The 13950-nt window shown below is 70.9% G+C and carries 9 protein-coding genes; 4 read left to right on the top strand and 5 right to left on the bottom strand.

Going from position 1 to position 13950, the window contains the following annotated elements:
• Positions 1–178 precede the first annotated feature (178 nt).
• Positions 179–2464 (bottom strand): nitric-oxide reductase large subunit, encoded by a 2286-nt coding sequence (locus WQ56_RS07695; RefSeq protein ID WP_047136488.1) that lies wholly within the window; start codon positions 2462–2464, stop codon positions 179–181.
• Positions 2465–2760: 296 nt separating this feature from the next.
• Here WQ56_RS07695 and WQ56_RS19275 point away from each other — a divergent pair, with 296 nt between their 5' ends.
• Positions 2761–3204 carry a membrane protein gene (locus WQ56_RS19275; RefSeq protein WP_047136562.1) on the top strand — a complete coding sequence of 148 codons (444 nt, stop codon included), beginning with the start codon at positions 2761–2763 and terminating at the stop codon, positions 3202–3204.
• The gene (locus WQ56_RS19270) at positions 3201–3644 is read left to right on the top strand and encodes a group III truncated hemoglobin (RefSeq protein ID WP_047136487.1); all 444 of its coding nucleotides are present in this window, start codon (positions 3201–3203) and stop codon (positions 3642–3644) included. Before WQ56_RS19275 ends, WQ56_RS19270 begins: the two co-directional genes overlap by 4 nt.
• A 96-nt stretch (positions 3645–3740) precedes the next feature.
• Here the strand turns inward: WQ56_RS19270 and WQ56_RS07680 are convergent, their stop codons facing one another.
• From WQ56_RS07680 to WQ56_RS07665, 4 genes are all read right to left on the bottom strand, one after another.
• A complete protein-coding gene (locus tag WQ56_RS07680; protein ID WP_047136486.1) occupies positions 3741–4484 on the bottom strand; it encodes a helix-turn-helix domain-containing protein in 744 nt (247 codons plus the stop codon).
• Between the two features lie 23 nt (positions 4485–4507).
• Positions 4508–5920, bottom strand: coding sequence for an oxygen-independent coproporphyrinogen III oxidase (hemN, locus tag WQ56_RS07675; RefSeq protein ID WP_047136485.1), 1413 nt, complete (start codon positions 5918–5920; stop codon positions 4508–4510).
• Positions 5921–6093: 173 nt separating this feature from the next.
• On the bottom strand, positions 6094–7818 hold the full coding sequence (locus WQ56_RS07670) for an alpha-amylase family glycosyl hydrolase (RefSeq protein WP_082132260.1): 1725 nt from the start codon (positions 7816–7818) through the stop codon (positions 6094–6096).
• Between the two features lie 56 nt (positions 7819–7874).
• Positions 7875–9353 carry an MFS transporter gene (locus WQ56_RS07665; protein ID WP_047136484.1) on the bottom strand — a complete coding sequence of 493 codons (1479 nt, stop codon included), beginning with the start codon at positions 9351–9353 and terminating at the stop codon, positions 7875–7877.
• Between the two features lie 195 nt (positions 9354–9548).
• On the opposite strand from WQ56_RS07665, the gene WQ56_RS07660 reads away from it, so the two are divergent.
• Both WQ56_RS07660 and WQ56_RS07655 read left to right on the top strand, forming a co-directional pair.
• Positions 9549–11168 (top strand): alpha-glucosidase, encoded by a 1620-nt coding sequence (locus tag WQ56_RS07660; RefSeq protein ID WP_047136483.1) that lies wholly within the window; start codon positions 9549–9551, stop codon positions 11166–11168.
• A gap of 4 nt (positions 11169–11172) precedes the next feature.
• Entirely contained in the window at positions 11173–13920 is a 2748-nt protein-coding gene (locus tag WQ56_RS07655) for an alpha-1,6-glucosidase domain-containing protein (RefSeq protein WP_231583375.1), read from the top strand.
• The last annotated feature ends 30 nt before the right edge of the window (positions 13921–13950 follow it).

The raw sequence follows: 13950 nt of genomic DNA, 5'->3' as shown, positions 1-13950 counted from the left end.
CCGTGTCCAGCGCCTGTCGGGCGCGCTCGCGCGATGGGAGCATGCCCGGGAACGCCCATCGCGCGCGAGCGCGCTCCTACAGGGGCATTGGAGAGCTGGCGCGCGCGTCGTCCCAACGCCGCGCCACAAAAAAACCGGGGCCGCATGGCGGCCCCGGTCGATCGAACATGACACTGGATCAGCGCTTGGCGGCCGAGATGCCGACCGCATCCACCGGCAGCGACGCCTGCTTGGGCGCGATCCACAGGCGCAGGACGAACCAGGCCAGCGCCACCGCACCCACGCTGAAGAGCGTGTCGGCCGGAACGCGCATCCACACCAGCATCTCGATCAGCGGCTGCTGCATGAACTCCGCCGAACGCGCGTACCAGTAGCCGTGGTCGAGCACCGCGTTGAGCTGCAGGATACCCAGCGGCAGCAGCGTGAACGCCGACATGCCCGCCAGCCCGATGTTGAGCGACCAGAAGGACACCTTCAGCGCCCGCTCGTTCCATTCCACGCCAGGCTTCAGCCCGCGCAGGCAGAACAGCATCAGCCCGATGCCCAGCATGCCGTAGACGCCGAACAACGCCGTGTGGCCGTGGTTGGCCGTCAGGTTCAGGCCCTGCATGTAGTACAGCGGCAGCGGCGGATTGATCAGGAAACCGAACAGACCCGCACCGACCAGGTTCCAGAACGCGACCGCGATGAAGAACATGATCGGCCACTTGTAGCGCTGCATCCACGGCGTCGACCTGCCCAGCCGGTAGCTCTGGTAGGCCTCGAAGCCGACGTAGGCCAGCGGCACCACTTCCAGCGCCGAGAAGCTCGCACCCAGCGCGATCACCGACGTGGGCGTGCCCGTGAAGTACAGGTGGTGCAGCGTGCCCAGCACGCCGCCGGCCATGAACACGACCGTCGCGAACAGCACCGCGATCGTCGCCGTGCGTACCTGCAGCAAGCCCAGGCGCGTGAACAGGAAGGCGATCACCGCCACCGCGAACACCTCGAAGAAGCCTTCCACCCACAGGTGCACGACCCACCAGCGCCAGTACTCGACCATCGACAGGTGCGTGTGCTCGCCCCACATCAGGCCCGCGGCGTAGAAGATGCCGATCGCCACGACCGACAGGAACAGCAGGCTCACGATCGAGCGCGATTCGCCGCCGTGGCGGATCGCCGGCCACAGCGCGCGCCCGACCAGCGTCAGCCACAGGATCAGGCCGATGAACAGGAACCACTGCCAGAAACGGCCGAGATCGACGTATTCCCAGCCCTGGTGGCCGAACCAGAAGTTGTGCGCCAGGCCCATCTTCTGCATCACCGCAAACCACTGCCCGGTGAACGAACCGACCACGATCGCGATCAGGCAGACCCACAGCACGTTGACGCCCAGGCGCTGGAACTTCGGTTCGTGGCCGGAGATCGCCGGTGCGATGTACAGGCCCATGCCGAGCCACGCGGTCGCGATCCACAGCACCGCGAGTTGCGTGTGCCACGTGCGCGTCAGCGCGTAGGGCAGGATGTCCGCCAGCGCGAAACCGTAGGCCTCCTGGCCCTCGACCTGGTAGTGCGCGGTCGTCGCGCCCAGCAGGATCTGCACCAGGAACAGCGCGATCACCACCCAGAAGTACTTGGCGCTCGCGCGCATCGACGGCGTGATGCGGATCGAGGCCAGCGGATCGGTCCGCGGCAGCTCGGGCACCATCTCGTCACCGTGGTTGACCGCGTAGTGCCAGCCCAGCAGCGCGACGCCCGCGATCAGGAACAGCACGCTGAAGACCGTCCACATGAAGGCGCTGGGCGGCGGCGTGTTGCCCACCAACTCGTCGGCCGGCCAGTTGGCGGTGTAGCTGATCGCCTCGCCCGGACGCTCGGTCACCGAGGACCAGGCGGCCCACCAGAAGAAGCCCGTCATCGCCTGGCGATGCGCGGCGTCGGGCACCGTGTCGTTGCGCATCGCATAGGCTTCGCGCAGTTCGGCGGTGGCCGGATCGTTGCCGAACAGGTCGGCGTAGTGCGCGCCGACCAGCGCCATCGCCTCGGCGCGGTCGCGCTCGATCGTGATGGTGCCGCTGGCCGCGTCCCAGGTGTTACGGCGCAGCAACTGCTGCACGCGCTTGGCGTAGGCCGCCTGCGTGGGCTCGTCGAGCTGCTTGTAGCTGTCGACGCCGTGCTCGCGGCGCGCCCACAGATCCAGGACCGCCTCGGCCTCGCGATGCAGCCAGTCGGCGCCCCAGTCGGGCGCGACGTAGGCGCCGTGGCCCCAGATCGAGCCGAGTTGCTGGCCGCCGATCGACTGCCAGACCTGCCGGCCGGTCTCGATGTCGGCACGGGTGAACAGCACCTCGCCATCGACGGTGACGACCTTCTCCGGCATGGGCGGGGCCTGCCGGTGGACCTCGCTGCCCACCCACAGCAATACCGCGAAGGATGCGAGCAACAGGGCGGTCAGCCCCAGCCATAACTTGCGTGTCGAACTCATAGCACGGGTCTCTTTCGGGTTCCGCGGCATCGTCGTCCACCCCCGTCCGTGCAACCTTGACCTGCGTCAAGCCGGTATGAATTGCCTCCGACGCGTCGCCTGCGCCCGAGGGAAGCGCGACACATCGACGCCATTTCCCGATGCCTGACCGGTTGACCCAGGTCATTGGCGGCACGTGCCATCGGGCCGATCATCGCGCCAGCGGGAAGGCGCCGCCTCGCGTGCTGCGTCCATCCATCCACGTCCGCATCGAAGACCGATCGGCCAGCCGCGCCCTGCGCGCATGCGAGTCCGCCATGAGCCACTACGCCCTGCTCCACGTCCTGCACCTGTTCGCCGCGATCGTCTTCGTCGGCACCGTGTTCTTCGAGGTGTTGATCCTCGAGGGCGTGCGTCGCCACGTGCCGCGCAACGCCATGCACCAGATCGAGGTCGCGATCGGCGCGCGCGCGCGACGGCTGATGCCGTGGGTGCTGCTGGCGCTCTACGGCAGTGGGCTGGGCATGGCCTGGCGCTATCGCGCACTGCTCGCCCATCCGCTGGCGAGCAGCTTCGGCACGCTGCTGACGATCAAAATCGTGCTCGCACTGAGCGTGTTCGCGCACTTCCTGTTCGCGATGCGCCTGCGCAGCCGCGGCCGCCTGGTGTCGTCGACCTCCAAGCGCCTGCACCTGAGCGTGTTCGCGCACATGGTCGGCATCGTCCTGCTCGCCAAGCTGATGTTCCACCTGGGCTGGTGAGCCGCTCTCCAGCATCCGCATCACCGGCCACCGCCACGGCGTGCTGCAGCGAGGACGAGGTGATCGCGCTCGTGCACCGCTTCTACGCGCGCGTCCGCAAGGACCCGCTGCTCGGGCCGGTGTTCGCGCGCCACGTCCACGACTGGGACGCGCACCTGGCGCGGCTGGTCGACTTCTGGTCGGCGGTGCTGCGTGGCACGCGCCGCTTCAGCGGCGCACCGATGCCGCGGCACATGGCGCTGCCCGGCCTGCGGCCGGCGCTGTTCGAACGCTGGCTGACGCTGTTCCGGCAGACCACCGCCGCGCTCGGCAATCCCGCGCTGCAGGCCGAGGCCGACCTGCGCGCGGCGGCGATCGCCGAACGTTTCTGGCAGCAGTACCGCATCGAAGGCCGCGACCGGCCCACCCCCGCCCCGTCCGATCCCGGAGAGCGCGCATGATCCCGTCCTTCCGCCCGCGCGGCCTGCCGCTGCGCATCGACGAAGCGGCGGGCACTCCTCGACGGGCGCCCGGCAGCGCGCCTGTGCGACCAGCGGTCAGTCGCGCAGCACGTGGTGAGCCAGCGTCTCCAGCTCCACCGGCTGCAGGATCTCCAGGTCGCGGCGATCCACGCGCAGCACGCCGTCGTCCTGCATCCGCCGCAGCACGCGGCTGACCGTCTCCGGTGCCAGGCGCAGGTAGTTGGCGATGTCGGTGCGCGGCATCATCAGCCGCAGCCGCGTGGCCGAGAAGCCGCGCGCGGCGAATCGGCGCGAGAGCGTGACCAGGAACGCAGCCAGCCGCTCCTCGGCGCTGAAGTTGCCGGTCAGCAGCGAGGCCTTGCCGATGTCCTGGCTCAGCAGGCTGAAGAGGTGTTTCTGCAGCCCCGGCATGCGCCCGGCGAGCGTGGCCATCATCGGGAACGAGAACCGGCACAGCATCACCGTGTCCAGCGCGACCGCGTTGCAGGGGTAGCGGGCGCTGTGGATCGCGTTGAGGCCGATCACCTCGCCCGGCAGGAAGAAGCCCAGCACCTGCTCGCGGCCGTTGCCGTCGATGACGTAGGTCTTGATGGTGCCGGCGCGCACCGCGGCGATCGCGTTGAACGGCGCGCCCTCGCGGAACACGTAGTCGCCCTCGCGGAACGGACCGACGTGCTCGACCAGCACGTGCAGGTCGCGCAGGTCGGTCTTGTCGTAGCCCTCGGCCAGGCACGCCGACGAGAATGCGCAGGTGCTGCAGAAGCGGACCTCGTCGCCGTCGTCGGCGATCGGGCCGGGCCGCGGCTCAAGGCCGACCATGGACGGACTCCGGACGCGAGGCGTCAGATCGTGCGGGAAAAGCGGGGCTGCTCACTCGGCTTCTGCAGATACCGGTCGAAACACATGGCGATGATACGCAGCAACGGGCGTCCACGCGACGTGGCGCGGATGCGCGTGGGCGTGCACTCGACCAGCGCGTCGGCCTGCAGCGGCGCCAGCGCCGCCAGCTCGCCGGCGAAGTAGGCCGGGAAGTCCAGCTCGTAGGCGCGCTCGATCGCGGTGATGTCGATCTCGCCCTGGCACATCAGCCGCTGGATCAGGTCGGCGCGCAGCACGTCGTCGTGGCCGAGCACCAGCCCGCGCCAGATCGGCAGCGTGCCGGCGTCGATCGCGGCCTCCCACTCGGTCAGGCCACGGTGGTTCTGCGAGAAGCTGTCGCCGACGTGGCTGATCGCGCTCACGCCAAGCCCGACCAGGTCCGTCTGCGCGTGCGTCGTGTAGCCCATGAAGTTGCGGTGCAGCCCGCCCTCGCGCTGGGCGCGCGCCAGCTCGTCGTCGGGCAGCGCGAAATGATCCATGCCGATGTAGCGGTAGCCGGCGGCGGCGAGCTTCTCGACCGCCAGGCCGAGCAGCGCGAGTTTTTCCTCGGGCGCCGGCAGCTCGGCCGAGTTGATCTGGCGCTGCGGGCGGAACACGTCGGGCAGATGCGCGTAGCCGTAGATCGCCAGCCGGTCGGGACGCGCCTGCACCACGGTGTCGAGCGTCCGGCCGAAGCCTTCGAGCGTCTGCTTGGGCAGGCCGTAGATCAAATCGACGTTGAGCGAGCGCATGCCGTAGCGGCGGCTCGCCTCGATGATCTCCAGCGTCTGCTCGACGCTCTGGATGCGGTTGACCGCGGCCTGCACGACCGGGTCGAAGTCCTGCACGCCGAGGCTGGCACGGTTGAAGCCGATCTCGGCCAGGCGCCCGATGTCGTCGGGCGTGACGAAGCGCGGGTCGAGCTCGATCGAGAAATCGCGCGCCGCGTCCTGGCTGAAGCGGAAGTGCCTGCCGAGGCTTTCGACCAGCTCGGCGATCTGCTCGGGCCTGAGGAAGTTCGGCGTGCCGCCGCCCAGATGCAGCTGCACGACCTCGCGGTCGGCGTCGAACAGCGGCGCGACCATCGCGATCTCGCGGTGCAGGCGGTCCAGATAGACCTGCCCGCGCGCCTCGTCGCGGGTGATGATGCGGTTGCAGCCGCAGTAGAAGCAGGGACTGCGGCAGTACGGCACGTGCACGTACAGCGACAGCTGGCGCGGGATCGGGTCGTCGTTGCCGCGGCGCGCGAGCTCCTGGAAATCGACCTCGCCGAAGCCGGGCAGGAACTGCGGCGCGGTCGGGTACGAGGTGTAGCGGGGTCCGGGCCGGTCGTAGCGACGCAGCAGGTCCGGATCGAAGGGCCAGTCCTGCGGAAGGGCGGAAGCGATGGTGTTCATGCGGCCAGTATCCGCGACAGTGTGTCGCTCCCGCCTTGACTGAAGTCAATCCGATCAACCGGATACGCCCATTCAGTCTGAACGGACGTCGCTGTCCGCAGGGCCGCGCCCGCGTGGCGGCCGCGGCGCCGTGGTCGGCGCGGGACGCACACCACGTGCGTCCCGCGCGCGACTCAGCGCGGTCCGCCGAGCCGGCCGTCCATCGCCTGGCGCAGGCGCGCGCGCAGGTCGGCGCGGCGCGGCGGCGCGTCGAGCACGAACACCCGCAGCCCGTGCGCCGGCACCGAGGCCCGCAGCCGGTCGGTCACGGCGATCTCGCCGCCGTCGAGCGCGTCGCGCCAGGTGCCGGGCTCCAGCCAGCGGTCCACTTCGGCCTGCCACGGCGCGTCGCCCTTGTTGAGCAGCACCAGCGCGATCTGCGCCGTGCCCTCGACGTCGAGCACGCGGTAGAACGCGGCGTGGTCGCCGTCGAGCCCGAGCTCGAGCTGCAGCCCGCGCTGCAGCGCCGGCGTCGTGCGGCGCAGGTTCGCCACCCGGGTCAGCGCGGCGTGGATCGGATGCGCGGACGCGGCATCGACGCGGGCCTGGCCGAAATAGGCGCGGTTGCCGGCGTGCTCGGCGCGGCCGCGCATGAAGCCGGTCTCCGAGCCGTAGTAGATCACCGGGATCCCGCGTGCGGTGAACAGCCAGTTGTGCGCGTCGATGAAGCCCGCATCGCTGGCGTCCATGCGCGGCATGTCGTGGTTGTCGTAGAACGTCGTGAGCTCGTAGGGGTTCGCGTACGGCCCGCCTTCCAGGTGCAGCGACGGCGCCAGACGCTCGAAGCCCGCGCCCTTGGCGAAGACCTCGTCCATCGCCTGCTTCATCGGGAAATCGAGCACGCTGATGCCGCCGTTCCGGGCCCAGGTGTGCTCGGCGATCCGGCCGGCGTCGAACTCGAACGCCTCGCCGAACATGAAGAAGCCCGGATGCCGGGCGCGGATGCGCTCGGCGAAGCCGCGCCAGAATGCGTGCGGCATCCAGGCGATGGTGTCGACCCGGAACGCGTCGGCGCCCTGGTCGATCCACTGCAGGTAGGCACCGGCCAGATAGTCCATCACCGCCGGGTTCGCGGCGTCGAAGTCGCTGAGCTGGGCCAGGTTGCCGTCGAAGATCGAGCCGGTGTCGGCATCGACGGGGCCCACATTGCTGTAGAACGCGTGCAGCGGATTGCCCTTCGGGTCGAGCCGCTGCGGCGGCAGGTTCTGATGGTCGGCGACCAGCGTGCCCTGCGCGTCGAAGATCTGGCCGAAGCCGGGCTGCGCCTCGGGCATCGTCCATGACGGTGCGCCGTGGTTGCCGACGATGTCGAGCACGGTCTTCAGACCCGCGGCGCGCATGCCGTCGGTGAAGCCGCGGAAGTCGAGTCCGGCGCTGGGCAGGTGTTCGTCGAGCCTGTAGAAGTTCGTGCCCCAGTAGCCGTGGTAGCCCGTCTTGCCACGGTCGCTGAGCGTGCTGTTGCACGAGATCGGATTGCCGCCGGTGAATGCCTCGTCCGGGTTGTCGACGATCGGCGTGATCCACACCGCGCCGAAGCCCATGTCGCGGATGTAGCCGGCGTTGTCGAGCACGCCGCGGAAGTCGCCGCCCAGGTAGCCGATGTTGCCGTCGATGCCGTCCGGGCAGCGGACCGGAATGTCGAACGTGCGGTGCGCCCCACCCTGGTCGCGGTGGTCGTTGGCCGGGTCGCCGTTGACGAACCGGTCGGTGACGACGAAGTACACCGCGTGTTCGGCGAACGGCTCGAGCGTGCCGTAGAGGCCGGCGGCGTCGGGCACGCCGGACTGGTCGCGGGTCGCGACGTGGCTGCAGCCCGCGCACAGCAGCGCGGCCAGCAGGACGGGGGTCGTTCGCGGCATCGCGGAACTCCTGGCGTTGGAACGGGACGGAAGATCGGTCGGTGCGGCCGCGCGCCTCATGCGCCGCGCGGGCGCGAGACCCGCAGCACGCACAGACCCGCGACCGCCAGGCTGGCGCCGCCGAGCATCAGCACGCGCATCGGCTCGCCGTCGAACACACGGCCGAGCAGGAAGCCCAGCGTGCTGACCGCGACCAGCTGCGGGATCACGATGAAGAAATTGAAGATGCCCATGTACACGCCCATCTTCTCGGCCGGCAGGCTGTCGGACAGCAGCGCGTAGGGCAGCGACAGGATCGAGGCCCAGGCGAAGCCGACGCCGACCATCGAGGCGAGCAGCCAGCGCGGGTCGTCGACGAACGCGATCGACACCAGGCCCAGCGCGCCGAGCACCAGGTTGACCAGGTGCGCGCCGCGCAGGCCCAGGCGGCGCGCCAGCCACGGGATCACGATCGCGGCCAGCGCGGCGAAACCGTTGTAGGCGGCGAACAGCACGCCGACCCAGTTGGCGCCGTCGTTGTAGGCGGCCGACTGCGGATCGCTGCTGCCGTAGTGGGTCTGCGCGACGGCCGCGGTGGTGTAGATCCACATCGCGAACAGGCCGAACCACGAGAAGAACTGCACGACCGCCAACTGGCGCATCGTCGTGGGCATCGCATGCAGGTCCGCGGCGATCGTGGCCAGCATCCGCTGCGGGGCGAGGCGCGCGGCGACCAGCCGCAGCAGACCGTAGCCCAGCGGCAGACCCGCCAGCACGTAGAGCATGCGATCCAGACCGAGCGCGGCCACCGCGACGAGACCGGCCACGCCGACCAGCAGCCAGGCGAGCCCGCCGCCGGCCGGCGGCGCCGGCGCGCCGGACGCCGGCAGCGCGCCCTCGGGCTGCGCGTCGTCGAACGTGCGCAGCACCTCGGGCGGGTACTCGCGCGTGCGCACCACCGTCCACAGCACGGCCAGCAGCAGCACCGCGCCGCCGAACCAGAACGCGTAGCGCACCGTGTCGGGCACCTCGCCGGGCGCGGCGGTGTTGGCGACGCCGGCCTTGGCCAGCACGAACGGCAGCGCACTGGCGACCACCGAGCCGACGCCGATGAAGAAGCTCTGCATCGCGTAGCCGGTCGGGCGTTGCCGCGGCGCCAGCTGGTCGCCGACGAACGCGCGGAACGGCTCCATCGACACGTTCAGCGATGCGTCGAGCACCCACAGCGTGCCGGCCGCGATCCACAGCTCGGGCGAGGTCGGCATCACCACCAGCGCGGCGGTCGAGAACAGCGCGCCCCACAGGACGTACGGGCGCCGGCGGCCCAGGCGCGTCCAGGTGCGGTCGGAGAAGTAGCCGATCACCGGCTGCACCAGCAGGCCGGTCAGTGGGGCGGCGATCCACAGGCCGGGGACCTGCTCCATGTCCGCGCCCAGCGTCTGGAAGATGCGGCTGACGTTGGCGTTCTGCAGGGCGAATCCGAACTGGATGCCCAGGAAGCCGAAGCACATGTTCCAGATCTGCCAGAACGACAGTGGCGGTTTGCTGTTGCGCATCGCTGCGAGGCCCCTCCCAAGGTCCGCTGCACCGACGCAGGCTGCGCGGGCGAGGCCATGGTAGCGACCGCCGCCGTGGCGGCGGCGATCTGCATACGTATTCATGGCGTGGTCCAGGAACGTGCGCTTTCGCATCCGGCGCGGCATCGTCTACCGTCCCACGGCGCCGCAGAAGGCGTCGGATGGCAGAGAGCGATGAGCGAGAGCAGGTGGTGGCGGGGCGCGGTGATCTACCAGATCTATCCGCGCAGCTTCATGGACAGCAACGGTGACGGCATCGGCGACCTGCCCGGCATCATCGACCGGCTGGACCACGTCGCCGGGCTGGGCGTGGACGCGATCTGGATCTCGCCGTTCTTCCGTTCGCCGATGGCCGACTACGGCTACGACATCGCCGACTATCGCGATGTCGACCCGATGTTCGGCACCCTCGCCGATTTCGACGCGCTGCTGGCAAAGGCCCACGCGCTGGGCCTGAAGGTCATGATCGACCAGGTCTTCAGCCACACCTCCGACGCGCACGCGTGGTTCGAGGAAAGCCGCCAGTCGCGCGACAACCCCAAGGCCGACTGGTACGTCTGGGCCGACGCCCGGCCCGACGGCACCCCGCCCAACAACTGGCTGTCGATCTTCGGCGGCCCGGCCTGGCACTGGGATCCGCGGCGCTGCCAGTACTACCTGCACAACTTCCTGTCGAGCCAGCCCGACCTGAACTTCCACAACCCGGACGTGCAGCAGGCCACGCTGGACTACGTGAAGTTCTGGCTCGACCGCGGCGTCGACGGCTTCCGGCTGGACTCGATCAACTTCTGCTTCCACGACGCGCAGCTGCGCGACAATCCGGCCAAGCCCGAGGCGCTGCGCGTGGGCCGCGGCTTCGCGCCCGACAACCCGTACGCGTTCCAGTACCACTACTACAACAACACCCAGCCGGAGAACATCGGCTTCATCGAGCGGCTGCGCGCGCTGATGGACGGCTACCGCGACGTCGCCGCACTGGGCGAGATCTCGGCCGAGGACTCGCTGGCCACCACCGCCGAGTACACCAGCGCCGGCCGCCTGCACATGGGCTACAGCTTCGAGCTGCTGGTCGACGACTTCAGCGCCGGCTACATCCGCGGCACCGTCGAGCGGCTGGAAGCGGCGATGACCGACGGCTGGCCGTGCTGGGCGATCTCCAACCACGACGTGCAGCGCGCGGTCACGCGCTGGGGCGGCGCCGACGCCAGCGACGACTTCGCGCGGCAGATGGTCGGCCTGGTCTGCACGCTGCGCGGCTCGGTGTGCCTCTACCAGGGCGAGGAGCTGGGCCTGCCCGAGGCCGAGGTGCCGTTCGAGAAGCTGCGCGATCCCTACGGCATCACGTTCTGGCCGAACTTCAAGGGGCGCGACGGCTGCCGCACGCCGATGCCGTGGACCGCCGACGCAGGCGCCGGCTTCACGACCGGCGAGCCGTGGCTGCCGATCCCCGACGCACACCGCGCGCGCAGCGTCGCCGCCCAGTCGCGCGACGAGGGCTCGGTGCTCGCCGCCGCGCGCCGCTTCCTGCACTGGCGCCGCGGCCAGCCGGCGCTGGTGACCGGCGCGCAGCGCTTCGTCGATGCGCCCGAGCCGGTGCTCGCGTTCGTGCGCGGCGACGGCGACGACCGGGTGCTGGCGGCGTTCAACCTGTCGGGACAGGCGCTCGACTGGCCCCTGCCCGCGGAGCTTGCGCAGCTGCGCGTGCTCGACGGCCACGGCCTGCCGTCCGGCGCACTCGATGGCGGCAGCATCCACCTGCCGCCGCACGCGGCACTGTTCGCCGCGGTGGACTGAGCCGGTGCGTCCCTTGCGCGCCGTGCTGGGCGGGGCGCTCGCCGTCGGCCTGCTGGCCTGCGGCGGCGCCCTCGCCGCCCCGGCCGGAGCGGCCGACTGCGACGCCCCCGGGTTCGCCCGCACGCTGCACCCCGTCCAGCCCGACGCGACGCCGGCGCACGCACGCGCCCACTGGCTCGACCGCCGCCTGCTGCGCTGGCCCGGCACCGCCGCCGCGCCCGACACGCGCTTCCGCCTGTATCACGCGGCCGACGCCACGCTGGCCGTACGCCCAGGCGCGACGGTGCAGGGCCACGACGGCGCACTCGATCTCGACGTGCGCACGGCCCCCGTGCCCGCGGCACTGGCCGAGCGCTTCGGCTTCGTTGGCGATGGCGTCACGCTGGAAACCGCCACCGACGACGCCACGCTGTCGGCGCTGCATCGCGGCCAGTCGCTGCTGGTGCACGAGGACGCGCGCGGCCAGGTGCTCGATGCGACCGGACTGCAGCACGCCGGCGCGCTCGACGACCGGTACCGCGACGCGGCCGCGCTGCCGGACTTCGGTGCGCATCCCGGCCCCGGCGGCACCGCGTTCCGGCTGTGGGCGCCGACCGCGCAGTCGGTCGCGCTGTGCCTCTACGAGAATGCCGACGACGCCGACGCGCCGGCCGCCTCGGTGCACCCGCTCGCGCGCGACGCCGCGACCGGCAGCTGGTCGACGGTCGCCCCCGGCGACCTGTCGGGCCGCGCCTACCTGTGGCTGGTCGACGTCTTCGTGCCCGGCACCGGCATCGTCCGCAACCGCGTCACCGATCCGTATTCGGTTGCGCTGACGGCCGACTCGCGGCGCAGCGTCGCGTTCGACCTCGACGCGCCCGCGCTCAAGCCCGACGGCTGGGACGCGCACGCCGCGCCCACGATCCGCGCCGCGACCGACCAGGTGGTCTACGAGCTGCACGTGCGCGACTTCTCGCGCGACGACGCTAGCGTGCCGGCGGCGCAGCGCGGCCGCTACGCCGCGTTCGCGCAGGCCGATTCGCACGGCGTGCGCCACCTGCGCAGGCTGCGCGCGGCCGGCGTCACCGACGTGCACCTGCTGCCAGTGTTCGACCTGGCCACGGTGCCGGAGGTCGGCTGCATCGCGCCCGGAATACCCGACGCCGCGCCCGACAGCGACGCGCAACAGGCCGCGGTCATGGCGGTGGCCGCACGCGACTGCTTCAACTGGGGCTACGACCCGCTGCACTTCAACGCGCCCGAAGGTAGCTTCGCCAGCGACGCAGCGGACCCAGCCGCGCGCATCGTCGAGTTCCGGCGGATGGTGCAGGCGCTGCACGCGCTGGGCCTGCGCGTGGGCATGGACGTGGTCTACAACCACACCAGCGCCTGGGGCCAGGATCCACACTCGGTGCTCGACCGCATCGTGCCCGGGTACTACCACCGCTACGACGCCGACGGCCGTGTCGGGCACTCGACCTGCTGCGCCAACACCGCGACCGAACACGCGATGATGGCCCGGCTGATGATCGATTCGGCCGAACTGTGGGTGCGCCACTACCGCATCGATTCGTTCCGCTTCGACCTGATGGGGCACCAGCCGCGCGCGGCGATGCTCGCGCTGCAGGCGCGCGTGGACGCCGCGGCCGGACGCCCGGTGCAACTGCTGGGCGAAGGCTGGAACTTCGGCGAGGTCGCCGACGGCGCGCGCTTCGTGCAGGCGTCCCAGCTGTCGCTGGGCGGCACCGGGATCGGCAGCTTCAGCGACCGCACCCGCGACGCCGTCCGTGGCGGCGGGCCGTCGGACAGCGGCGACGCCTTGCATGCCAATCGCGGCTGGATCCACGGCCATGCCGACGCCGCACTGCTGCAGCGCCAGGCCGAACTGGTGCGCGTCGGCCTGGCCGGCACGCTGCGCGACTACCGGCTGCCCGACGGCCGCGCGTTGTCCCGGATCGATTATTCCGGCCAGCCGGCCGGCTTCGCGACCCAGCCGACCGAGGTCGTGAATTACGTCGAGAACCACGACAACCAGACGCTGTTCGACATCAACGCGTTCCGCCTGCCGGCCGATGCCGACGTGGACGCACGCGTGCGTGCGCAGGTGCTCGCGATCGCGACCACGGCCTTCAGCCAGGGCATCGCCTACCTGCACGCCGGCGTCGAACTGCTGCGCTCCAAATCCCTGGACCGCAACAGCTTCGACTCGGGCGACTGGTTCAACCGCATCGACTGGACCGGCACGGTCCACGGCTTCGGCACCGGCCTGCCGCCGGCGCCCGACAACGGCGCCAACTGGCCGCTGATGCGCCCGCTGCTGGCCGATGCGATGCGCATCCGCCCGGGCCGGGACGACGTACTGCGCACGCGCGACATGAGCCTGGACCTGCTGCGCATCCGCGCCAGCACGCCGCTGTTCCGGCTGCCCGACGCCGCGCAGGTGCAGGCGCGCCTGCGCTTTCCCGGCGCCGACGCCGACCCCGAACTCGTCGCCGGGCACCTGGACGGCCGCGGACTGGCCGATGCCGGCTTTTCGGAAGTGCTCTACGCGATCAACGTCGCCAACGAGGCGCGCACGCTCGACGCGCCCGAGCTCGCCGGCCGCGCGTGGACGCTGCATCCGGTGCACCGCGCGCCGCAGGCCGCCGACCCGCGCCCGCGCGACGCGGCCCGGATCGATGCCGCACGTGGCCGCTTCACCGTGCCGCCGCGCACGGCGATGGCCTTCGTCGTGGCCGGGGACGCAGCGGAGTCGCCCACGACGGAGCCGTGACGCCTGCGCCGCACGTGCGGTGCTTTGCCC

Source organism: Luteimonas sp. FCS-9 (assembly GCF_001014645.1).
Taxonomy (GTDB): Bacteria; Pseudomonadota; Gammaproteobacteria; order Xanthomonadales; family Xanthomonadaceae; genus Luteimonas.
This window is presented reverse-complemented; position numbering and strand designations above follow the sequence as displayed.

What these genes read in the sequence shown, in the direction of transcription:
- WQ56_RS07695 (WP_047136488.1), bottom strand. Translation starts at nt 2,464, where the DNA reads ATGAGTTCGACACGCAAGTTATGGCTGGGGCTGACCGCCCTGTTGCTC.
- WQ56_RS19275 (WP_047136562.1), top strand. Translation starts at nt 2,761, where the DNA reads ATGAGCCACTACGCCCTGCTCCACGTCCTGCACCTGTTCGCCGCGATC.
- WQ56_RS07680 (WP_047136486.1), bottom strand. Translation starts at nt 4,484, where the DNA reads ATGGTCGGCCTTGAGCCGCGGCCCGGCCCGATCGCCGACGACGGCGAC.
- hemN (WP_047136485.1), bottom strand. Translation starts at nt 5,920, where the DNA reads ATGAACACCATCGCTTCCGCCCTTCCGCAGGACTGGCCCTTCGATCCG.
- WQ56_RS07670 (WP_082132260.1), bottom strand. Translation starts at nt 7,818, where the DNA reads ATGCCGCGAACGACCCCCGTCCTGCTGGCCGCGCTGCTGTGCGCGGGC.
- WQ56_RS07665 (WP_047136484.1), bottom strand. Translation starts at nt 9,353, where the DNA reads ATGCGCAACAGCAAACCGCCACTGTCGTTCTGGCAGATCTGGAACATG.
- WQ56_RS07660 (WP_047136483.1), top strand. Translation starts at nt 9,549, where the DNA reads ATGAGCGAGAGCAGGTGGTGGCGGGGCGCGGTGATCTACCAGATCTAT.